This window comes from Bradyrhizobium sp. UFLA06-24, assembly GCF_054967145.1.
Map to the genome: position 1 here is coordinate 426421 of NZ_JADFUE010000001.1, position 21530 is coordinate 447950.

General features: G+C 65.0%; 15 protein-coding genes. 13 read left to right on the forward strand and 2 right to left on the reverse strand.

What is annotated here, in order from left to right; translation table 11 throughout:
* The first annotated feature begins 85 nt into the window (after nucleotides 1-85).
* From IF809_RS01905 to IF809_RS01960, 12 genes are all read left to right on the forward strand, one after another.
* On the forward strand, nucleotides 86-862 hold the full coding sequence (locus IF809_RS01905) for an HpcH/HpaI aldolase family protein (protein WP_128967406.1): 777 nt from the start codon (nucleotides 86-88) through the stop codon (nucleotides 860-862).
* Nucleotides 863-1021: 159 nt separating this feature from the next.
* Nucleotides 1022-2545 (forward strand): UxaA family hydrolase, encoded by a 1524-nt coding sequence (locus tag IF809_RS01910; protein WP_453979750.1) that lies wholly within the window; start codon nucleotides 1022-1024, stop codon nucleotides 2543-2545.
* Nucleotides 2546-2784: 239 nt separating this feature from the next.
* Nucleotides 2785-3303 carry a PAS domain-containing protein gene (locus IF809_RS01915; protein ID WP_128967404.1) on the forward strand — a complete coding sequence of 173 codons (519 nt, stop codon included), beginning with the start codon at nucleotides 2785-2787 and terminating at the stop codon, nucleotides 3301-3303.
* Complete coding sequence (locus IF809_RS01920; protein WP_462836678.1) at nucleotides 3281-4585, forward strand: methyl-accepting chemotaxis protein; 1305 nt, start codon at nucleotides 3281-3283, stop codon at nucleotides 4583-4585. Before IF809_RS01915 ends, IF809_RS01920 begins: the two co-directional genes overlap by 23 nt.
* Before the next feature lie 273 nt (nucleotides 4586-4858).
* Nucleotides 4859-8128: a transglutaminase family protein gene (locus IF809_RS01925; protein ID WP_462836679.1), complete on the forward strand. Its 3270-nt coding sequence runs from the start codon at nucleotides 4859-4861 to the stop codon at nucleotides 8126-8128.
* Nucleotides 8129-8155: 27 nt separating this feature from the next.
* Nucleotides 8156-10678 carry a circularly permuted type 2 ATP-grasp protein gene (locus tag IF809_RS01930; RefSeq protein WP_462836680.1) on the forward strand — a complete coding sequence of 841 codons (2523 nt, stop codon included), beginning with the start codon at nucleotides 8156-8158 and terminating at the stop codon, nucleotides 10676-10678.
* Entirely contained in the window at nucleotides 10675-11553 is an 879-nt protein-coding gene (locus IF809_RS01935) for a transglutaminase family protein (RefSeq protein ID WP_128967400.1), read from the forward strand. Before IF809_RS01930 ends, IF809_RS01935 begins: the two co-directional genes overlap by 4 nt.
* A gap of 330 nt (nucleotides 11554-11883) precedes the next feature.
* The gene (locus IF809_RS01940; protein ID WP_128967399.1) at nucleotides 11884-12711 is read left to right on the forward strand and encodes a metal-dependent phosphohydrolase; all 828 of its coding nucleotides are present in this window, start codon (nucleotides 11884-11886) and stop codon (nucleotides 12709-12711) included.
* A 116-nt stretch (nucleotides 12712-12827) separates the two neighbouring features.
* On the forward strand, nucleotides 12828-13733 hold the full coding sequence (locus tag IF809_RS01945; RefSeq protein ID WP_128967398.1) for an alpha/beta fold hydrolase: 906 nt from the start codon (nucleotides 12828-12830) through the stop codon (nucleotides 13731-13733).
* A gap of 111 nt (nucleotides 13734-13844) precedes the next feature.
* Nucleotides 13845-14471 (forward strand): GTP cyclohydrolase I FolE, encoded by a 627-nt coding sequence (gene folE, locus IF809_RS01950; RefSeq protein WP_128967397.1) that lies wholly within the window; start codon nucleotides 13845-13847, stop codon nucleotides 14469-14471.
* A 26-nt stretch (nucleotides 14472-14497) separates the two neighbouring features.
* Nucleotides 14498-16021 (forward strand): FAD-dependent oxidoreductase, encoded by a 1524-nt coding sequence (locus IF809_RS01955; RefSeq protein WP_462836681.1) that lies wholly within the window; start codon nucleotides 14498-14500, stop codon nucleotides 16019-16021.
* A gap of 99 nt (nucleotides 16022-16120) precedes the next feature.
* On the forward strand, nucleotides 16121-16696 hold the full coding sequence (locus IF809_RS01960; RefSeq protein ID WP_128967395.1) for an HdeD family acid-resistance protein: 576 nt from the start codon (nucleotides 16121-16123) through the stop codon (nucleotides 16694-16696).
* Here the strand turns inward: IF809_RS01960 and IF809_RS01965 are convergent.
* The gene (locus IF809_RS01965) at nucleotides 16693-17940 is read right to left on the reverse strand and encodes a phosphatase PAP2 family protein (RefSeq protein WP_128967394.1); all 1248 of its coding nucleotides are present in this window, start codon (nucleotides 17938-17940) and stop codon (nucleotides 16693-16695) included. The genes IF809_RS01960 and IF809_RS01965 overlap by 4 nt on opposite strands.
* A 440-nt stretch (nucleotides 17941-18380) precedes the next feature.
* Here IF809_RS01965 and IF809_RS01970 point away from each other — a divergent pair, with 440 nt between their 5' ends.
* Nucleotides 18381-19466, forward strand: coding sequence for a phosphatase PAP2 family protein (locus tag IF809_RS01970; RefSeq protein WP_453992026.1), 1086 nt, complete (start codon nucleotides 18381-18383; stop codon nucleotides 19464-19466).
* 165 nt (nucleotides 19467-19631) lie between these two features.
* Here IF809_RS01970 and IF809_RS01975 read toward each other — a convergent pair whose 3' ends face one another.
* Nucleotides 19632-21362 (reverse strand): methyl-accepting chemotaxis protein, encoded by a 1731-nt coding sequence (locus tag IF809_RS01975; RefSeq protein ID WP_128967392.1) that lies wholly within the window; start codon nucleotides 21360-21362, stop codon nucleotides 19632-19634.
* Between the last annotated feature and the right edge of the window lie 168 nt (nucleotides 21363-21530).

Here is a 21530-nt window from a genome sequence, read left to right on the forward strand (position 1 = left end):
GCCATGGACATTGACGCTTTTTTTCGCTCAAAGTGCGGCCCAATCCGATCCGCGGCGAGTGAGAGCAACAGGGAAGGAAGGCAACGTGGCGAACAAGGTCAAGGAAATCTGGAAATCGGGCAAGGCCGTGGTCAACGCGTGGCTCGCTATTCCGTCCGGCTTCTCGGCTGAGATGATCGCGCAATGCGGCTTCGACAGCGTCACGGTCGACATGCAGCACGGCGTGCAGGACTATCTGTCGATGGTGCAGTGCTTCCAGGCCATGGACAAGCATCCGGTCACCCCGATGGTCCGCGTGCCCTGGAACGAGCCCGGCATCATCGGCAAGGTGCTCGACGGCGGTGCCTATGGCGTGATCTGCCCGATGGTCAACACGCCGCAGGAAGCCAGGAACCTGGTCTCCTATTCCAAATATCCGCCGCAGGGCGTCCGCTCCAACGGCCCCATCCGCGCCGGCATGTACGGTACCGCGGGCTCGTATCAGAAGACCGCGAATGCCGACACCATCCTGCTGCCGATGATGGAAACCAAGACCGCGGTCGAGAACATGGAGGCGATCCTGGACGTCGAAGGCATCGACGGTGTCTATATCGGTCCGTCCGACCTCGGCTTCTCCTACGGGCTCGAGCCGAAGCTCGACCGCTCCGAGCCCGAGATCCTCGCGATCTACGAGAAGATCATCAAGGAGTGCGGCAAGCGCGGCCTCAATCCGGGCATCCATTGCAGCGGCGCCGAAGGCGCTACGCGCGCCATCAACATGGGCTTCAAGCTCGTGACGCTCTCCAACGAGGTCGGCCTGATGACGACCTATGCCAAGATGCAGGTCAACGCGACCCGCAAGGATTCGGGCGGCAAGGCCTGAGCCTCGTGTCCCGGATGCGAATGCAGCGCGTAACGCTGCTTCGCAGAGCCGAGACCCAGTGGCTTGCGAGACGCACGATAGATGGGCCCCGGCTCGGCAGCGCACCGTTTCACGCTGCGCTGCGTCCGGGGCACAATAGTTATATCCAAGGAGACCACCATGACCATCAGTCCCGTCATCCGCCTGCATCCCGATGATGGCGTGCTGATCGCGCGCGCGAGCCTGCCGCCGGGGACCGTCGTCGCCGACGGCGTGACCACGGTCGAGCGCATTCCCTCCGGCCATAAGGTCGCGATCAAGCCGATCGCCGTGGGCGAGCCTGTCATCCGCTATGGCCAGATCATCGGCTTTGCGACGCAGGCCATCGCGCCGGGCCAGCACGTGCACGTGCAGAATTGCGGCATGGGCGATTTCGCCAAGGACTATGCCTATTGCGTCGACGTCAAGCCGACGCCGAATTTCGATCTGCCGGCGACCTTCGAAGGCATTCGCCGTCCCGATGGCCGTGTCGCCACGCGCAACTACATCGGCATTCTCACCTCGGTGAATTGCAGCGCGCACGTCGCAAGCCTCGTCGCCGATGTCTTCAAGAAGAATCCTTTCACCGGCGACAATCCGCTGGCTGATTTCCCCAATGTCGACGGCGTGGTCGCGCTGACCCACAAGACCGGTTGCGGCATGACGCAGAACGAGCCGCTGGCGCTGCTCCGCCGCACCCTCGGCGGCTACGCGCGGCACGTCAATTTCTCGCATGTCATCGTGCTCGGCCTCGGCTGCGAGGTGAACCAGATCGGCGGCCTGATGGAAGAACAGAAGCTCGCCGGCCGCCTGCGCGCGATGGACATCCAGGAGGTCGGCGGCACCCGCAAGACGGTGGAGGCCGGCATCGCCTTCGTGCGCGAGGCGCTGGCCGACGCCAACACGGTCAAGCGCGAAACGGTGCCGGCGAGCGAGCTCACCGTGGCGCTGCAATGCGGCGGCTCGGACGGCTATTCCGGCGTGTCGGCCAATCCGGCGCTGGGTGCGGCGAGCGATCTGATCGTGCGTCACGGCGGCACCGTGATCCTGTCGGAGACGCCGGAGACCTACGGTGCCGAGCATCTCTTGACGCGCCGTGCGGTCAGCCGCGAGGTCGGCGAGAAGCTGGTTGACCTGATGCGCTGGTGGGACGAATACACGACGCGCGAAGGCGCCGAGATGAACGCCAATCCGAGCCCCGGCAACAAGGCCGGCGGCCTCACAACCATCCTGGAGAAGTCGCTCGGCGCGATGGCGAAGGCCGGCACCACCAACCTCGTCGAGGTGCTGCGCTATGCCGAGCCCGTCACCAAGAAGGGCTTTGTCTTCATGGACACGCCCGGCTACGACCCCGTTGCAGCCACCGGGCAGGTCGCCGGCGGCGCCAATCTCGTCTGCTTCACCACGGGACGAGGCAGCGTGTTCGGCTGCAAGCCGGCGCCCTCGATCAAGCTTGCCACCAACACGCCGATGTACAAGCGCATGGAAGAGGACATGGACGTCAATTGCGGCACCATCCTCGAAGGCGAGGAGAGCGTCCAGGAGTGCGGCCAGCGCATCTTCGACCTCATCCTGAAGACGGCCTCCGGACAGCCGACCAAGAGCGAGAGTTTTGATTTCGGCGGCGCCGAGTTCGCGCCCTGGGTGCTCGGCGCAACGATGTAGCCGTGTTGCGTGCGCCGAGCACGCAAATACACTCGAACCAGCCGAAAAACCGGTGTTTGCGCACCGGCTCGGCGGCGCGTGTGATGACCCGAATTGCAACGATCTTTCGCTAGGTAATGATACGGAGGCAGGGGTCTCCGCCAAAAGTTCCCCGGCTTACATCTGGTTAACACTGTTGCCGTAGACAGGGTCTGATGCGGCTCCGCACCGTTGCGGGCCGGCCTGGAAGGATCGAGCCGATGCAAGCGATACGTCCCACTGGGGTGGAAAATCTCCTCGGTGAGGAGGAACTGATCGTATCGAAGACCGATCTCAAGGGCCGCATCACTTACGCCAACGACGTCTTCATCCGGATGGCGAAGTATTCCTGGAAAGAGCTGATGGGCGCCCCCCACAGCCTGATCCGCCATCCCGACATGCCGCGCGCCGTCTTCAAGCTGCTCTGGGACACGCTTCAGGCCAAGCAGGAAATCTTCGCCTACGTCGTCAATCTGGCCAAGGACGGCAGCCATTACTGGGTGTTCGCCCACGTCACGCCGACTTTCGACGAACGCGGCAATATCGTCGGCTATCACTCCAACCGTCGCAAGCCGGATCCGGCGCAGGTCGAACGCATCAAGCCGATCTACAAGACGCTGTGCGAGGAAGAGGCGCGGCATGCCAATGCCAAGGAGGGCATGCATGCGAGCTTCGACGCGATGGTCGGACTCTTGAAGCAACAGGGTGTCGGTTACGATGAATTTGTGCTCTCTCTCTAAGGCGCAAGGCGCGACCACGCTCGCCTGCGGCCTTGCCGTCGTTGCGTTCGCCCTTTTGCTGGTCGGCGTCAGCGGAATCCCTGCAGCGGCATTGCTCGCCGCGATCGTCGTGCTGCTCGGCTACGCGCTCTGGAGCCAGCAGCGCACCGCCGCCGCTCTCGATGAGGCGGCCGACGTGTGCCGCAAGGCGGCGCATGGCGATCTCGAAGCGCGCATCCTGAGCGAGCGCCAGGCCGGACGAATCGGGACGCTGCAGAAGTCGGTCAACGACATGCTCGACATCGCCGATGCCTTCGTCCGCGAAGCTTCGGCGTCGATGGACTATGCCAGCCGCGGCAAGTATTTTCGCAAGATACTCGCGCGCGGTCTGCCCGGCTCGTTCCGCCGTTCGGCCGTCGTCATCAATTCCGGCACCGACAGCCTCGGCCGTCGCGTGGTGGAGATCGCCGGTCTCGCCAAACAGTTCGGCACGCATCTTGATCAAGTGGCCGGCGCGCTGATGGGCGCGGCGACCGATCTCGAATCCGATGCCGGCCAGATGGCGGCCGCCGCCGAGAAGACCAGCCGCCAGACCTCGGGTGTGCTGAGCGCCTCCGACCACGCCTCGCGCAACGTCGCGACGGTCGCCAGCGCGGCGGAGCAGCTCGCATCCTCGATTGCCGAGATCGGCCGCCAGGTGTCGGGCTCGACTGCGAGCACCGGCCGCGCCGTGAACGAAGCCAACCGCGCCGGCAGCGAGATCCGCACGCTTGCGGATGCGGCCTTGCGCATCGGCGACGTCGTCAAGCTGATCAGCGAGATCGCCGAGCAGACCAACCTTCTGGCGCTCAACGCCACCATCGAGGCAGCGCGCGCCGGCGAGGCGGGCCGCGGCTTCGCGGTCGTGGCCTCCGAGGTCAAGAGCCTCGCCAATCAGACCGCGAAGGCGACCGAGGAGATCAGCGCCAAAGTCGGCGAGATGCAGCAGTCGACCACCAATTCGGTCGCGGCCGTCGAGGCGATCGCGCAGACCATCGCCGAGATCGACGGCATCACCGCGTCGATTGCAGCGTCGATCGAAGAGCAGGGCTCCGCAACGCGCGAGATCGCACGCAACGTTCACGAGGCCTCGGCCGGCACGTCGCAGATGTCCTCCAACGTCACCGGCATCAGCGAAGCCGCCGCCGACACCGGCCGCGTCGCTGCCCGCGTCAACAGCGCCTCCGAGCGCGTCCACAACGAGGTCGAGACGCTCCGCCGCGAGGTGACGCAGTTCCTGCAGCGATTGACCTCGGCGGCGTGAGGTTTGCTCAAGAGCACGCTGTAACCCTCTCCCCTTGTGCGAGAGGGCGGCTTCGCTAAAAGCGAAATCGGGTCAGGATATCTACCCTCACGAGCGGACTCGCGAGTGGAGAGAACCCCTCATCCGGCGCTTCGCGCCACCTTCTCCCACAGGGGGAGAAGGAAGAAAGCATCCACTCAGCACCTTGCATAGGCACTCTCTGCCCGTTGTTAGTGCTTGATCGCATTGACGTCAGGTGTTCTGCTCAAAAAAGCTGCTGGAGCACCGCATCCCGTGTCGATCTACGTCGCATTACACCACGTCACGCACTACAAATACGACCGCCCGATCGATCTCGGACCGCAGACCATCCGCCTGCGGCCGGCGCCGCACACGCGGACGCCGATCCTGAGTTACTCGCTCAAGGTCACGCCATCAAACCACTTCGTGAACTGGCAGCAGGACCCGCAAGGCAATTGGCTCGCCCGCTACGTCTTCCCGGAGAAGACCACCGAGCTGAAATTCGAAGTCGACTTCACGGCACAAATGACCACGGTCAACCCGTTCGACTTCTTCGTCGAACCCTATTCCGACAGTTTTCCGTTCGAATATCCCGGGGATCTCAAGACCGAGCTGGCGCCCTATCTCGAGACCATCAAGCCCGACGCCGCCTTCGCAAAATATCTGGCCTCGATCCCGCGGGAGGCGCCGAACACCGTCAACTTCCTGGTCGAGCTCAATCGCGAGCTGCAGAAGAAGATCAGCTACATCATCCGCATGGAGCCCGGCGTGCAGACGCCGGAGGAGACGCTGACCTTCTGCGCCGGCTCGTGCCGCGATTCCGCCTGGCTGTTGATCCAGACCTTCCGTCATCTCGGACTCGCCGCGCGTTTCGTGTCCGGCTATCTGATCCAGATCCGTCCCGATATCGATCCGATCGAAGGACCGCCTGAAGTCGAGAACGATTTCACCGATCTGCACGCCTGGGCCGAAGTCTATCTGCCGGGCGCCGGCTGGATCGGGTTCGACGCGACATCGGGCATGCTGGCGGGCGAGGGGCACATCCCCGTTGCCGCCACGCCGCATTATCGCTCGGCCGCGCCGATCTCCGGCGGCGCCGGCTTTGCCGAAGTCGAGTTCGCTTTCGACATGAGTGTCAAGCGCATCCGCGAGGCGCCGCGCATCACAAAGCCGTTCTCTGATGATTCCTGGGCGCGGCTCAACGATCTGGGCGAGCAGGTCGACGGCGATCTTGCCGCACAGGACGTCCGCCTCACCATGGGCGGCGAGCCGACCTTCGTCTCCGTGGATGATCTCGAAGCGCCGGAGTGGAATACGGAAGCTGTCGGTCCGACCAAGCGCGCGCTTGGCGACGATCTGATCCGCCGTCTGCGCACGCGCTTCGCGCCGGGCGGCCTTTTGCATTACGGCCAGGGCAAATGGTATCCGGGCGAGAGCCTGCCGCGCTGGGCCTTCGGCCTCTATTGGCGCAAGGACGGCGTGCCGATCTGGAAGAACGCGGATCTCATCGCCAAGATCGAAAATCCCAAGCGCGCCATGACCGAGGACGCCGAAGACTTCATGGAGGGCACGGCGGCCCGCCTCGGTCTCGATCCCGGCTACATCATTCCGGCCTATGAGGACACCGCGTACTGGCTGCTGAAGGAGGCCGAGCTTCCTCTCAATGTCGATCCGTCCGACTCCAAATTGTCCAATCCGGAGGATCGCGCGCGCATGGCGCGGGTGTTCGATCAAGGTCTCCGCAAGCCACGCGGCTACGTACTACCGGTGCAGCGCTGGAACGCGCCGCCGCGCTGGCGCAGCGAGCGCTGGCAGCTTCGCCGCGGTCATCTGTTCCTGTCGCCGGGCGATTCACCGCTCGGCCTGCGCCTGCCGATCGGCTCGCTCGGCTATGTGCCGCCCAATCAATATCCCTACATCGTCGAGCAGGATCCCATGGAGGCGCGCGGCAAGCTGCCGGTGTTCACTCTTCCGGAGCGGCCGAAAGCACCGTCGCGCGTCGCGCCGGAGAAGCTCAACACGACCGTCCCCGTCCGTACTGCGCTGTCGATCGAGGTCCGCGATGGGGTGATCTGCGCCTTCATGCCGCCGGTCGAGCGCATCGAGGATTATCTCGAGTTGGTCGCGGCGGTCGAGGCCACCGCCGAGGAGATGCAGCTCCAGGTTCATGTCGAGGGCTATGCGCCGCCGTTCGATCCCCGCATCGAGGTCATCAAGGTGACGCCGGATCCCGGCGTCCTCGAGATCAACATCCAGCCGGCGACGAGCTGGCGCGATGCGGTCGACATCACCACTGGTCTTTATGAGGATGCCGGCAAGGTGCGCCTCGGCGCCAACCGGTTTCTGGTCGACGGCCGCCACACCGGCACCGGCGGCGGCAACCACGTCGTGATCGGCGGCTCGAGCCCGCAGGATTCGCCGTTCCTGCGCCGGCCCGATCTGCTCAAGAGCCTGGTGCTGTACTGGCAGCGGCATCCCTCGCTGTCCTATTTCTTCTCCGGCCTCTTCATCGGCCCGACCAGCCAGGCGCCGCGGATCGACGAAGCGCGTCACGACAGCATCTACGAGCTCGAGATTGCGCTCTCGCATGTGCCGCCGCCGGGCTACCAGACCCCGCTGTGGCTGGTGGACCGGCTGTTCCGGCATTTGCTCGTCGACATCACCGGCAACACCCATCGCGCCGAGATCTGCATCGACAAGCTCTATTCGCCTGACGGTCCGACCGGGCGCCTCGGCCTCGTCGAATTCCGTGCGCTCGAAATGCCGCCGGATCCCCGCATGTCGCTGGCCCAGCAGCTCCTGATCCGGGCGCTGATCGCAAGATTCTGGCGTGAGCCGCAACAGGGCAAGTTCGTGCGCTGGGGCACCGCGCTGCATGACCGCTTCATGCTGCCGCATTTCATCTGGGAAGATTTCCAGGACGTGCTCTCGGAGCTGAAGAACTCCGGCTATCCGTTCGAGCCGGAATGGTATCTGGCCCAGCTCGAATTTCGCTTCCCAGCCTTTGGCCGCGTCCATCATGCCGGCGTGACGCTGGAATTGCGGCAGGCGCTGGAGCCCTGGCATGTGCTCGGCGAAGAAGGCTCGGCCGGCGGCACAGTGCGCTATGTCGATAGCTCGGTCGAGCGGCTCCAGGTCAAGGCGGACGGATTTGTCGAGGGCCGCCACGTCATCAGCTGCAACGGCCGCCGCCTGCCTATGACCTCGACCGGGCGCTCCGGCGAGGCCGTGGCCGGCGTCCGTTTCAAGGCCTGGCAGCCGGCGTCCGGCCTGCACCCGACCATCCCGGTCCACGCGCCGCTGACCTTCGACCTGATCGACACCTGGAATGGCCGCTCGCTCGGCGGCTGCGTCTACCATGTCGCCCATCCCGGCGGCCGCAACTACGACACCAAGCCGGTCAACACCTACGAGGCCGAGGCGCGGCGGTTGGCGCGCTTCCAGGACCACGGCCATACGCCGGGGCCGATGCAGCCGCCGCCCGAGGAACGCACAAGTGAATTTCCGCTGACCCTCGACTTGCGGACCCCGCTCCTGCAATGAGTATGATGGTGGGGCAGGGAGAGGCGCATGGGCGAGGGCGCGGCCGAAGAGAACAAGGCAGGGCAGGCGCAAGGCCAGCGTGAAGGCCAGCGCCGGCTCGCGCAATGGGTCCGCGACTATCGCCGCCTGCCTGGTATCCCCGACGAGTTCCTCGGGCCCGACGGCGCTCCGCGCGCGGTCTGGAGCCGCTTCTTCGATGCCTTCGGCGCGCTCGCGCCCGACGAGGTCGAGCGCCGCTTCGGCATGGCCGACCGCCACCTCCGCGAGGCCGGCGTCACCTACCGCGCGCCGGGCGACAGCGCCGACCGGCCCTGGTCGCTCAGCCACCTGCCGCTCCTGATCGACGAGTCCGACTGGACGCAGCTTTGCGCCGGCATCACCCAGCGCGCCGAGCTCTTGGAGCTCGTGCTGCGCGATATCTATGGCGAGGGGCGGCTGGTCGCGGAGGGCGCGCTGCCGGCCGGCGCGATCGCCGGCAGCCCGGAATATCTTCGGCCCGTGTGCGGCGTGCCGCCGCCGGGCGGGCGCTATCTCTCGCTTTATGCCGCCGATGTCGGCCGCGGGCCCGACGGCCGCTGGTGGGTGCTCGGCGACCGCACCCAAGCGCCATCAGGCGCGGGCTACGCGCTGGAGAATCGCCTCGTGCTCTCGCGCGCCTTCTACGATCTCTACAAGTCGATGAACGTGCCGCGTGTCGCGCCGTTCTTCGAAGCGTTCCGCGACTCGCTTCGTGCCCGCGCCGATCGCGACGAGCCGCGCATCGGCGTGCTCACGCCCGGCAGTTTCAGCGAGACCTATTTCGAGCACGCGACGCTGGCGCGCTATCTCGGCTTCCTCCTGGTCGAGGGCGACGATCTCGCCGTCAGTGACAACCGGATCCACATCCGCACCGTGGCCGGGCTGAAGCGGCTCGACGTGCTGCTGCGCCGCGTCGATTCCAATTCGCTCGATCCGCTCGAGCTCGATGCCTCCTCGCATCTCGGCGTGCCCGGGCTGATCGACGTGCTGCGCAAGGACGGTGTCGTCGTCGCCAACATGCCGGGCTCGGGCGTCTTGGAGGCGAGGGCGCTGCTCGGCTTCCTGCCGGCGCTCAGCCGCCGCCTGCTCGGCGAAGAGCTGAAGATGCCGCATATCGCGACCTGGTGGTGCGGCCAGCGCTCCGCGCGCGACGAGGTGTTGTCGCGGCTCGGCGAGGTCGCGATCGAAGGCGCCTATCAGCGCGGCGTGCCAGGCTTCGAGAGCCGCGGCCCCGTGCTGGCGAGCGAGCTCGATGCGGCCGGGCGTCAGCGCCTGGTCGAGGCCATCAGCGCGCGCGGCATGGATTATGTCGGCCAGGAGGTGGTGCGGCTTTCAACCATGCCGGTGTGGGAGCACGGCCAGCTCAAGCCGCGTCCCTTCGTGCTGCGCGTGTTCGCGGCCGCGACGCCGGACGGCTGGGCCATCATGCCGGGCGGTTTTTGCCGGATCGCGGAGCAGCCGGACGCGCGCGCCGTGTCGATGGGCGACGGCGCCCGCGCGGCCGACGTTTGGGTGGTCTCCGACAAGAAGGTTCCCACCGCGTCGCTGCTGCCGGCGACCGACAAGGTGCGGATCCGCCGCATCGCCGGCGTGCTGCCGAGCCGCGCCGCCGACAATCTGTTCTGGCTCGGCCGCTATCTCGAACGCGCCGAAGCGACGCTGCGGCTGGTGCGCGCGCTGGGCTCGCCGAGCGGACCCAACAAGGGTACCGCGGCCTCGCTGCAGGCGGCCGAACGGATCCAGCGCCTGCTGGTGACCTGGGGCGCGATCTCGCAAACCTCGCGCGCGACGCCGGCGCGCATCGTTGCCGAAGCGCTGCAGAGCGAGGCGCGCTTCGGCTCGGCGCTGTCGCTGGTGCGCTCGGCCTTGCGCACGGCGACGTCGTTGCGCGAGCGGCTCTCGCCGGACGCCTGGCAGGTCATCACCGAGATGGCCGAGCGCCTGTCTTACCAGGTCGAGGACGACGACAGCGTGCTGAGCGCCGCCGAGCTGACCCTGCAGGAGCTCGCGAGCTTTGCCGGCCTTGCGCAGGAGAACATGAACCGCGCCGCCGGCTGGCGCTTCCTCGATATCGGTCGCCGCGCCGAGCGCGCCATCAACACCACGCGTTTTGCTCGTCAATTTGCCTATGACGAGGCCGGCGACGAGGATCTCGATATCCTGCTGACGCTGGTGGATTCGCAGATCACCTATCGCTCGCGCTATCTGCTGGCGCCGATCCTGGCGCCGGTGCGGGACCTCGCGGTGCTCGATCCCTACAATCCGCGCTCGGTCGCATTCCAGGTGGCGACCTTGAACGAGCACATCGCGGCGTTGCCGAGCCTGAAGGAGCACGGGCTGATCGAAAAGCCGCAGCGGCTCGCCGTGGCCGTGCAGGCAATGCTGGCGACCGCCGAAGCCGAGAAGCTCGAGGTCAAGACGCTGTTTGCGCTGGAGCAGGATCTGCTGAGCCTCGCCGAAGCGATCGGGCTGCACTACTTCCCGCACGGCCCCAACGCGAGCCGACCGGAAAAGCTGACGGGGCTGGCGTGATCTACGACATCAGGCACGTCACGACCTACGAATATGAGAGCCCGGTCAGCTTCGCCCGTTGCACGCTGCGGCTCGAGCCGAGGAACGGCAATGGCCAGGAGCTGATCTCGCACAAGGTCGAGATCCGACCGCGTCCGTCCGAGCGCCACGTCCGACGCGACTTCTTCGGCACGCTGACCGAGAGCGTCGTGATCGACGCCGCGCATCGCAATTTGCGCATCGATTCCCGGTCGCGCGTCTCCGTCGATCGGAAGCCGCCGGCGCGCGATGCCGTCAGCCCGTCCTGGGAGAGCATCCGCGACGTCGCGTTCGAAGCAACCAGCCTCGGGCCCTCTTCGCCGGTCGGCTATGTCTTCGCGAGCCCGCTGGTGCCGGTGCTGCGCCCCGTCAGTGCCTATGCGGCTTCGAGCTTTGCGCCTGATACGGGTATCCTCGCCGGTGCGGTCGATCTCATGCATCGCATCCGCACCGAATTTCGCTACGACGCCAAGGCCACGGTGATCTCGACGCCGTTGAACGAGGTGTTCGACAAGCGGCACGGCGTCTGTCAGGATTTTGCGCATGTGATGATCGCAGGGCTGCGCGGGCTCGGCCTGCCGGCGGCCTATGTCAGCGGTTACTTGCGCACCATCCCGCCGCCGGGCCAGCCGCGCTTGCAGGGCGCGGACGCAACCCATGCCTGGGTGTCGCTGTGGTGCGGGGCGGAGCTCGGCTGGATCGATTTCGATCCGACCAATGACCTTCTGGTCGCCAACGACCACATCGTGCTGGCGGTCGGCCGCGACTTCTCCGATGTCTCGCCGATCGACGGCATTATCGTCGGCTCGCCGAAGCAGAAGCTCGGCGTCGCCGTGGACGTGCTGCTGGTGGAGTGACGGTGGAGGTCGTTGCGAGTCATTCGCGATCGCATCCGCGAGGGAATTGACGCGCCTGTCCGCAATGCGGTGCAGAGGTCCTGGTCTGACAGCGACGGACGTTCGGCTCACGCCTCCCGTCGATCCCCCTGCGGTCGGCCATTGGCCGGATTGTATCCCAACCTGAGAGTGTATCGAAATGTGGCCACAGCCGTGGTGCTGCGGAGGCGGCACGGCAACATATTTACGTATTTTTGTTCCCGAGTTTGGCCAGCCGCCCCAGATTGCGCTATGCTGAGCCTGCGTCGAGGGCAAGTTTGAGACGTCGGGAGTTGGCGTGGGACAGCATCCATGATCACGTTACCGAGACTAGCGGCAGAATCCCTGGAGAAGTTGCTGGGAACGTTCATGCGCCGCCGGTACGACGAAACGTCCGCAAGCATCGTCGAGAGCGCGACCCGCACCGCAATGGAATGTATCGGCAACAGCGATGCGCTCTACCACAACATCGAACATACGATGCTTGTGACGCTGGCCGGTCATTCCATTCTCGCTGGCCGAAGCCTTCATACGCATCTGTCGGCCGGGGACTACGTCCACGTCCTGATCGCGTGCCTTGCCCACGATATCGGCTATGTTCGCGGCCTGTTCGAGGAGGATGACGCCGACGGCTTCGTGATCGATGCGGCCGACAGCAAGATCTCGCTGCCGCGCGGCGCGTCGGATGCGAGCCTGATGATGTATCACGTCGACCGCTCGAAACTCTATGTGACGCGGCGGCTGCAGCATATTCCTGGGCTCGATCCGGAACGCATTGCCCGCGCCATCGAGGGAACACGCTTTCCTGCCCGGGAAGGCCAGGATTATGACGAGGACGCCTCGATCCTGCGCGCCGCCGACTTCATCGGCCAGCTCGGCGATCCCAACTATCTGCGCAAGGCCAATGCGCTCTATTACGAGTTCGAGGAGGTCGGCATCAACCGCCAGCTCGGCTACGATTCGCCCGCCGACATCGTCAACCGCTATCCGCAATTCTATTGGAACAGCGTCGCACCGCACATCCAGACCGAGATCGGTTATCTCAACAAGACCGAGATCGGCCGGCAATGGATAGCCAACCTCTACAGCAACGTTTTCCGTGCGGAGCGCGACATCTCGTTGTCGGGACCGCAGAAGTAACGCTCCTATAGTAGCCCGGATGGAGCGCAGCGAAATCCGGGATTCGCGGATGGCTGCGTGCCCGGATTGCGCTGCGCTCCATCCGGGCTGCGGCCTCCAACTCCGTCAGCAAAATCATGCAACAAAAAACCATCAGCACCGACGTCCTCGACATCGCCTATCGCGAATACGGCGAGCCGGACGGCTGGCCCTGCATCATGGGCCACGGCTTTCCCTACGACGTGAACGCCTATGCCGAGGCCGCGCCTCTCATCGCGCAAGGTGGTGCGCGGGTGCTGGTGCCGTGGCTGCGCGGCTACGGGCCGACGCGTTTTCGCTCCCCGGCGACGCTGCGCTCCGGCGAGCAGGCCGCGCTCGGCGCCGATCTCCTCGCCTTCATGGACGCACTCGGCATCGCGCGCGCCGTCGTCGGCGGCTACGATTGGGGCGGCCGCGCGGCCTGCGTGGTCTCGGTGCTTCATCCCGACCGCGTGACCGGACTCGTCTCCGGCAATTCCTACAATATCCAGAACATTGCGCGCGCTATGGAGCCGGCGTCGCCGCAGGAGGAGGCGGCGCTCTGGTATCAGTATCTCTTCCACAACGAGCGCGGCCGCCGTGCGCTGGAGCGCAACCGCCGCGGTTTTGCCCGTCAGCTCTGGGCGATGTGGTCGCCGGCATGGCAGTTCGACGATGCCACGTTCGAAAGAAGTGCGGCGTCCTTCGACAATCCCGATTTCGTCGATGTCGTGATCCATTCCTATCGTCACCGCTACGCGCTGGTCGAAGGCGATCCGGCCTATGCCGAGATCGAAGCCAAGCTGGCCCAACAGCCTCCGGTCCGCGTTCCCACGATCGCGATCGATGGCGACAGCGACGGCGTCAATCCCGGCACCGCCCATCACGCGCGCAAGTTCGAGGGCTTGTTCGAGCGACGCGTGTTCACCGGCGCCGGTCACAATCTGCCGCAGGAGCGCCCGGCAGAATGGGCGCAGGCGGTGCTCGACGTGCGGAAAGCGGCTGAATCCAGCGCCTCACGATGAGGATCTGAGGCCAGTCTCCGATTTTTCCTGATCCCGGGAACCTTTTCCAGTCGCCGCCGTCCAAGCTGTGGGGCCGCTTCCGTGTGCGGCCCGTTGCAGGGGAGGTTTTCGATGAAATCACAAGCGCGCAGGCTGGAACGTGTCGCGGTCGCGCAGGCGCCGAGCGAGCGGCCTGACAGGGCAGAGGTCGAGCAGGCGATCCGCACGATGATCCGCTGGGCCGGCGACGATCCCGCGCGCGACGGCTTGCGGGACACGCCGGATCGCGTCGCGCGTGCTTTCGAAGAATATTTCTCCGGTTATGCGCAGGATCCGACCGAAATCCTGCAAAAGACCTTCGAGGAGATCGAAGGCTACGACGAGATGATCGTCCTGCGCGGCGTTCGCTTCGAAAGCCATTGCGAGCACCACATGGCGCCAATCGTCGGACGCGCCTGGGTCGCCTATATCCCGCAAGGACGCGTGGTTGGTATCTCAAAGCTCGCCCGTGTCGTCGACGTCTACGCCAAGCGCCTTCAGATCCAGGAGAAGATGACCGCGCAGATCGCCAACACGATCAACGATGTGCTCAAGCCGGAAGGCGTCGGCGTCATCATCAAGGCGACGCATCACTGCATGACGACGCGCGGCGCGCACAAGCCGGGGACCGATCTCGTCACCAGCCGCATGCTCGGCGTGTTCCGCGACAATGCGCTGACGCGCCAGGAATTGCTGGGGCTGGCCAACTCGGACGATTGATCCACGCCAGCGAAGGAGACGCTGCCATGACCGAGGAGAAGAAGCCAAGCGGCCCGGACCTGACCAAAGGCGTTGCGCTCGCCGAGTTCAAGGACGGCAAACTGCTCGGTCATGTCGGCGAGGAGGATGTTCTGCTGGTGCAGGCCGGCAGCGAGATCTTTGCCATCGAGCCGCTGTGCAGTCATTACCACGGTCCGCTCGCCGAGGGTCTCGTGGTCGGCGACACCATCCGCTGCCCCTGGCATCACGGCTGCTTCGCCTTGCGATCGGGCGAGGCGGCGCGTCCGCCGGCGCTGAATGCGCTGGCGGTGTGGGACGTCACGCACGATGGCGACAGGATTACCGTTGCGCGCAAGCGCAAGGCGCCAAAGCCCTCGATGGCACATCGCAGCGCGCCGACGCCCGAAAAGTTCGTCATCGTCGGCGGCGGCGCGGCGGGTTTCGCGGCGGCCGCGACGCTTCGCCGCGAGGAATTTGCCGGCGCGATCACCATGCTCAGTAATGACGGCGCGATGCCGGTCGACCGACCAAATCTCTCCAAGGACTATCTTGCCGGCAACGCGCCGGAGGATTGGCTGCCGCTGCGGGGCGAGGACTATTATAAGGACGCGGGCATCGACCTCCGGCTCAACACCAACGTCGCGGCGATCGATCCGAAGACGCGCAGCGTGACGCTCGGCAACGGTGACAAGCTGCCGTTCGACCGGCTGCTGCTCGCGACCGGCGCAGAGTCGGTCAAACTCCAGATACCAGGCGCCGACCAGCCGCATGTCCATACCTTGCGCTCCGTCGCCGACAGCCGCGCCGTCATCAAGGCCGCCGGCAGCGCCCGGCGCGCGCTGGTGATCGGTGCGAGTTTCATTGGTCTCGAGGTTGCGGCGTCGCTGCGCGCGCGCAAGCTCGAAGTGCACGTGGTCGCGCCTGAAGAGCGGCCGATGCAGAAGGTGCTCGGGCCCGAGATGGGCGATTTCGTGCGCGCGCTGCACGAGGAGAACGGCGTCGTCTTTCACCTCGAGGACACCGTCGAAAAGCTCGACGGCGCCCGTGCGACGCTGAAGAGCGGCGGCGTCATCGATGCCGACCTCGTCGTGGTCGGCATCGGCGTCAAGCCGCGCCTCGCGCTGGCCGAGCAGGCCGGGCTTGCGGCCGATCGCGGCGTCAGCGTCAGCGAATATCTGGAGACCAGCGTGGCCGGCATCTTCGCGGCCGGCGACATCGCGCGCTGGCCCGACCCGCACTCGCGGCAAACCATCCGCGTCGAGCACTGGGTGGTCGCGGAGCGACAGGGCCAGACCGCGGCGCGCAACATGCTCGGCAAGCGCGAGCGCTTCGATGCCGTGCCGTTCTTCTGGAGCCAGCATTACGACGTGCCGATCAACTATGTCGGCCACGCCGAGAATTTTGACGATATCGCCATCGACGGCAGCATCAAAGACCGGGATTGTCTGCTGAAGTACCGCAAGGACGGCCGGATCCTGGCGGTCGCCTCAATTTATCGCGATCTCGACAATCTCAAGGCCGAACTGGCCATGGAGCGGTCGCGCGCTTGATCTGCGTCAACGCAGGCGGCCGCCGGGCTGCTGTGGTTGCCGGGTCCCGGCGCCGCATCACCTGAGATGCGCTCGGGCATCACCTGCAGGAGGTGCGTCATGACATCTGCTTCGGATACCTCTCCCCATCTCGGCCTCGGCTCCGGCATCGCAGCGTTGCATGGGAAATGGGGCTGGATCGTCGCCCTCGGCGTCGTCTACCTCGTCGCCGGCTTCGTCGCGCTCGGCAGCGTGGTGATGGCGACGGTTGCGAGTGTGATCGTGGTCGGGGCGATGATGATCGTCGCCGGTGCCGCCGAGATCATCGGCGCCTTCCAGATGAAGAGCTGGGGCAAGTTCATGATCTGGGTATTGCTCGGCGCGCTCTATGTCATCGCCGGCATTCTCACCTTCGACAACCCGCTGTTCGCGGCGGTCTTGCTGACGCTGTTCCTCGGCGCATCGCTGATCGCCTCCGGCGCCGTCAGGCTGTTTCTCGCTTTCAGCATGAAGCGCGAGAGCCCGTGGGTGTGGGTGGCGCTGTCGGGCGCCATCACGCTGCTGCTCGGGTTCTTGATCGTCGCGCGCTGGCCGATCAACAGCGTGTACATCCTCGGCCTCTTCCTCGGCATCGATCTGATCATGGCGGGCGCGGGCTGGATCAGCCTCGGCCTCGCGCTAAAGCGGCGCGGCTAAAGGGAGTGCCCAGCCGAGATCAGTTGATCCGGTTCCGAGGCCGCCGCGTCATTTTGTCGGCGCCGAATTCCGTCATCATCTGTACAAGATTCGTGGCTAACCTCTGTCTCGACGATTGGTTCGCCGGATGTACGCGGATTGGATCGCAAGCCTCGGCCTTCGCGCCGGGGCTTTTCGTTTTGAAATGCGCGCCGGCCACCTGACGCTGGCGCCGAGACGGATTGGAAATCACCGGACGATGCTCGCGCGGATTCCGGTTTATTCAGCATCGCGGCAGCCGCGGTGGCGGCCAGCCACAGCAGCGCACCTGCGGGCAGATCGATGACGTAGTGACCGCCGATCGGCAGAGCCGAGACCAAGACCAGGACGTTCAGGGCGACCAACGCCCAGAACAACCATCGCGTTCCGGTGGCGGCGAAGACCGTCATGAGGGCGAGACAGCAGTGGAAGGAGGGGAAGGTCACGACTCCGTGCAGGTTCGCAAAGGAGACGACCGGCAATGCCGCGTTCCGGAAATATTCAAGCTTTGGGAGGTGATAGAGTCCCGCACCGATGGGCAGACGCTCGAGGATCCCGGCTGCATAGTCGTAGTGGGCGAACGCGCCTATGGCGGGCCAGAACACCGAGAACGTCGTCGATGCCACGATGGTAAAGCTGCAGACGAAGACGAGCTCCCAGAGTTTGTCGAAGCGGCGGAGCAGACTAAGCAGAACGACGAGGCCGAAGAGTTGAACGAAGGAGCTCGCGTAAGCCAGCTTGAGAAGCTCGGAGCAGACCGGATGATCGGCGAACCACGCGATCATCGAAGGCGTGTCGAACCCCAGGTATTGATCGGCCCGCGCCAACGTTTCATCGATGAACGCTGCGTTGTGCCTGAGGCCAACAAGGCTGATGATGCCGGCCATTCCAATAGAGACGAAGAGGACGGCAACCGCCCCGCCAAGGTTGGAGAGCACCGGGGCCGGACACCACTTGCCGTAAACAAGATGGATCGCAACCAGGAACAGCAATGAGAGAACTGAAGTTTCGACGCTGCCCCGATCGATTGCGACAGTGAGCGTGGACATCAAAGATGCTGCAAAGGCGGTTGCAAGGCCGGCAACCAGCCAGGAGCAACGCTGCGTCAGCGCGTGTGGTGCGCGGCTCCCGAGCCGTCCGATCGCGGCTTTGCCCGTAACAGGTCCCCAAGTTTCGATCGAGCCGGCGGACCTCGTCCATCGCGCATCCCACAATTCTTCGGGCATTCCAGCATTCCAGCATTCCCACGCCCGATAAGGGCGTCATTCCATCATTCAACCTTAGCGAGTACACTTTCTAATTGCGATAGCGGTCTGCCTCAATCATTTCGTTTGGTCAACAAATTGCTTCTGGATGTTTCGACGATGCGTCCCATGCACGGTCTTTTATTTTTGGCTGATGCAGGCCCATGTTGATGCACGCGGCCCAACCGACGTGTCGGTCAACTGCACGGTGGCATCATGCGCGGTTGCCGAGGCCTTCGAGGCTCGCCTGTTCCTGCTCGTGAGCGAGGTTCCATTACCGGAAGGACCTTCGCGACATCAGGAAACGAACTTTTCACCAATAGTAACGATGGCGCCAGTGAAGAGGTGCAACCAGACGGTGCGTCGACTAAACTTCCGGGAGTGCCGCCCGAAATTGCACGTACGTTGGAATGGGAATTGGAATGTTCGGTGCCCCGCCCTTCGAGAGAGCAAGTTGTGCTGTCAAGGAGGAGCGGCGTTCGGTCGGTCGCCACGACCAGGGGATTGCGAACAGGTTACGACTGGTCAACTGGAGTCTGGTGGCCGGATGTGCGCTGACACTCTGCATCGCGCTTGCCGCAACGACCTTCACGCTGGAAGGTTTGATGAGCAGGGAAGTCCTCACCGCGCCGGCACTGGCGATTGCCGGGTTGTGGCTCACGCGGCGGCGCTGGGGCGAGCGGTCGGCGTTTACCCTGCTCGCGTTTGCGCAGATGGGTCTTTTCGTGATCTGCGCGGCGCCGCTGTCGTACATCGGTTTGGGCGCCGGGATGCCACTGCAGGACGCGAGATTTGCCGAGCTTGACCGATTGCTCGGCCTGGATTGGCCTGCATATTTCCATTTCGCGATGGCTCACCCGAAATCCCTGATCTACGCTAAATTGTTTTACGCGATGATCCTCGTGCCGGGCTTCGTCGTCCCTGTCGCACTGGGGATGACGGGGCAATATGTCCGTCTACAGCAGTTCGTGATGGCATCAATATTGGCGTTGTGGGCGGTGATTGTCGTCTCCTCCCTGCTTCCGGCGATCGGCACCTATTTTGAATTCGGACTGCCCTCCGACACCGAGCTATTCAACGCGAACGGATATGGAGGGCAGGCACGAGACATCCCGATGCTGCGCAACGGCACGTTGCGAGTTCTCAACCTTACCAAGCTCGGCGGCATCCTCACCTTCCCGAGCTTTCACGCTGCCATGGCGCTCGTCAGCGTCTGGAGCTTGTGGAATATCTGGTGGCTGCGTCCCGCCCTGCTGATTCTGAATGGGGGAATGCTCGTCGCGACCCCGCTGGTCGGGGGGCATTACTTTGTGGATGTGATCGCGGGGCTGTCTGTGGCTGCGATGACGATCCACGCGTCTAAAGGCCTGACGGCGGTGGTCGTTGCAAGTCCACTGGCAGCCTCGACGCAGCCGAAATCGGCGGCGCCGCTGGTCGCTGTTCCCTTGGCCGCCATGTTTGTGCGGCCGTTCCGGCGTAACATCTCCCGGCATGAGATGCGCCTATGAACATCTGCTTGTGGTCCGAATGCGAAGTTCGGGCGACGTCCTCGGTTGTCGGCTCGTCAAGGTAACCGGACGCACCAGCGCCGCGCCATCACGACGCTGCTGACGATGTGAGGGAGAAGGAGGGCCGGCCCCGGCCGCCGCTCTTGGCGCAGGCACGCCGCGCCGTCATCCCGCCTTGGCCATACGGCTGTCCGAACGCAGGTTCTGGAAGAACTTCTCGACCTCGCGCGACAGCGTCTCCGCGGTCGCGGTCACGCTGCTCGCGGCGGTCAGCACGGAGGCGGCGGCCGTGTCGGTTTCGCCGATCGCATCGCGCAGCGAAGTGATGTTCGCCACCAGCGTCTCGTTGCCCTGGGCGGCCGATTGCGCATTGGAGGAGATCTCGCGCGTGGCGGCGTCCTGCTGGCCGACGGCGCCGGCAATGGCCGTGGTGACTTCGTTGATCTCGCGCACCGCGCCGCCGATTTCGCGCACGGCATCGACAGCGTTGCGGGTCGAGGACTGGATCATCGCGACGTTTTCGCTGATGTCGGCGGTCGCCTTGGCGGTCTGTCCCGCCAGCGCCTTCACCTCGTGTGCGACGACGGCAAAGCCGCGGCCGGCGTCGCCGGCGCGGGCCGCCTCGATGGTGGCGTTGAGCGCGAGCAGATTGGTCTGCTCGGCGATCGCCTGAATGAGGGTCAGCACGCCGTCGATGCGCTGCGTCGCGGCCGCGAGACTCTCGATCTCGGCGATCGATTTCTCGGTGCGCTGGCCGGTCTGCTCGACTGCGCCCGCGCTCTGCCTCACCTGGCGTCCGATCTCTTCCACGGATGCCGACAGCTCCTCGGCCGCACCCGCCACCGCGGTGACGTTGTGCGAGGCCTGCTTCGTCGCGTTGGCCGCGGTGCTGGCGCGGTTGCTGGCATCCGCCGTGACGCGGGTGATGGTCTGCGCGGTCTCGCGCATGACGCTGGCATTGTCACTGAGGCCGCGCATGATCGCGCCGATCGCTTCGCGGAACGCCTCGACCGATTGCTCGATGTGGCGCGTGCGCTGTTCGCGTGCGGCCGAATCCTGCGAGACCTGCGAGGCGAGGTTGCGGTTGCGTCCCATCGCGTCCTGGAAGATCTGGATGGCGCGGGCCAGCGCCCCGATCTCGTCGGCGCGCTCGGTGTGCGGCACAGCGACGTTCTCGGCGCCGTCGGCGACCTGCTTGATGGTCGCCGTGATGGCGGCAAGCGGCCGGGCGATCGAACGGGCGATGATGACGATGCCGATCACGACCAAAGCCAGCGCCACGCCGCCGAGGCAGGTCAGCACGAAGGACAGCGTGCGGTTGGTCTCGGTCTCGCGCGCGATCTGCTTGGCACGCTCGGCATAGACCTTGGACAACGCCTCGAGATCCTTGTTCAACGCAGAACGCACGGCGCGGTTGGCGTCGTTGTCGCCCCATTCGCGGCCCGCCGCCGCATTGATCTCGACGCCGCGGCGAACCAGCTCCTTGCGGAACTCGACGAACTGCTCGATGCGCTTCTTGAAGGTCGCGAACTGTTCGGCGTCGTCAGCCTTGACGATGCTTTCCCAACCTCTCACGACATCGAGAATCTGGGCGTTGAATTTGAGCAGGCCGTCGCCGAACTTCTTCACGACCTTCGGCTCGGTCGACATGTAGACGCCGCGCGATTCCATCACGACCGCGTAGACGAGCGAGTTGACGCGCTCGACGTTCAGCGCGGCCGCATTCGCCGTCTCGATCGCGCTGGTCAGCTCGGCGCTGCGGCGGCTGTTGTAGTCGGACAGCATCGCGATCGCCGCGGTGAGCACGGCGAAAAGCGCGAAGATCGCGTAGAGCTTGCTCGCCAGCGTGAAACGGCCTGCCAGGCTGGCAGAATTCCCAGATCGATCGATTTGCATGGTGTTCGGGCCCGATTGGCCAGGAGCGGCCGGTGCGCGCGGTCGTATTAAATTGAGAGAAAATTATGCAGAATGAAGATGGACGCAGCGTTAACGCGCGGGCCGGGGATGGACGCCGGACGTCGCAGGAAATGCGAGCTATCTCAGAAGCTTGGTGTCATTCCACGT

Excerpts from the sequence above, each read along its gene's own strand:
- IF809_RS01910 (WP_453979750.1), top strand. The coding sequence starts at position 1,022 with ATGACCATCAGTCCCGTCATCCGCCTGCATCCCGATGATGGCGTGCTG.
- IF809_RS01915 (WP_128967404.1), top strand. The coding sequence starts at position 2,785 with ATGCAAGCGATACGTCCCACTGGGGTGGAAAATCTCCTCGGTGAGGAG.
- IF809_RS01920 (WP_462836678.1), top strand. The coding sequence starts at position 3,281 with ATGAATTTGTGCTCTCTCTCTAAGGCGCAAGGCGCGACCACGCTCGCC.
- IF809_RS01930 (WP_462836680.1), top strand. The coding sequence starts at position 8,156 with ATGGGCGAGGGCGCGGCCGAAGAGAACAAGGCAGGGCAGGCGCAAGGC.
- IF809_RS01940 (WP_128967399.1), top strand. The coding sequence starts at position 11,884 with ATGATCACGTTACCGAGACTAGCGGCAGAATCCCTGGAGAAGTTGCTG.
- IF809_RS01945 (WP_128967398.1), top strand. The coding sequence starts at position 12,828 with ATGCAACAAAAAACCATCAGCACCGACGTCCTCGACATCGCCTATCGC.
- folE (WP_128967397.1), top strand. The coding sequence starts at position 13,845 with ATGAAATCACAAGCGCGCAGGCTGGAACGTGTCGCGGTCGCGCAGGCG.
- IF809_RS01955 (WP_462836681.1), top strand. The coding sequence starts at position 14,498 with ATGACCGAGGAGAAGAAGCCAAGCGGCCCGGACCTGACCAAAGGCGTT.
- IF809_RS01960 (WP_128967395.1), top strand. The coding sequence starts at position 16,121 with ATGACATCTGCTTCGGATACCTCTCCCCATCTCGGCCTCGGCTCCGGC.
- IF809_RS01965 (WP_128967394.1), bottom strand. The coding sequence starts at position 17,940 with ATGCCCGAAGAATTGTGGGATGCGCGATGGACGAGGTCCGCCGGCTCG.
- IF809_RS01970 (WP_453992026.1), top strand. The coding sequence starts at position 18,381 with ATGTTCGGTGCCCCGCCCTTCGAGAGAGCAAGTTGTGCTGTCAAGGAG.
- IF809_RS01975 (WP_128967392.1), bottom strand. The coding sequence starts at position 21,362 with ATGCAAATCGATCGATCTGGGAATTCTGCCAGCCTGGCAGGCCGTTTC.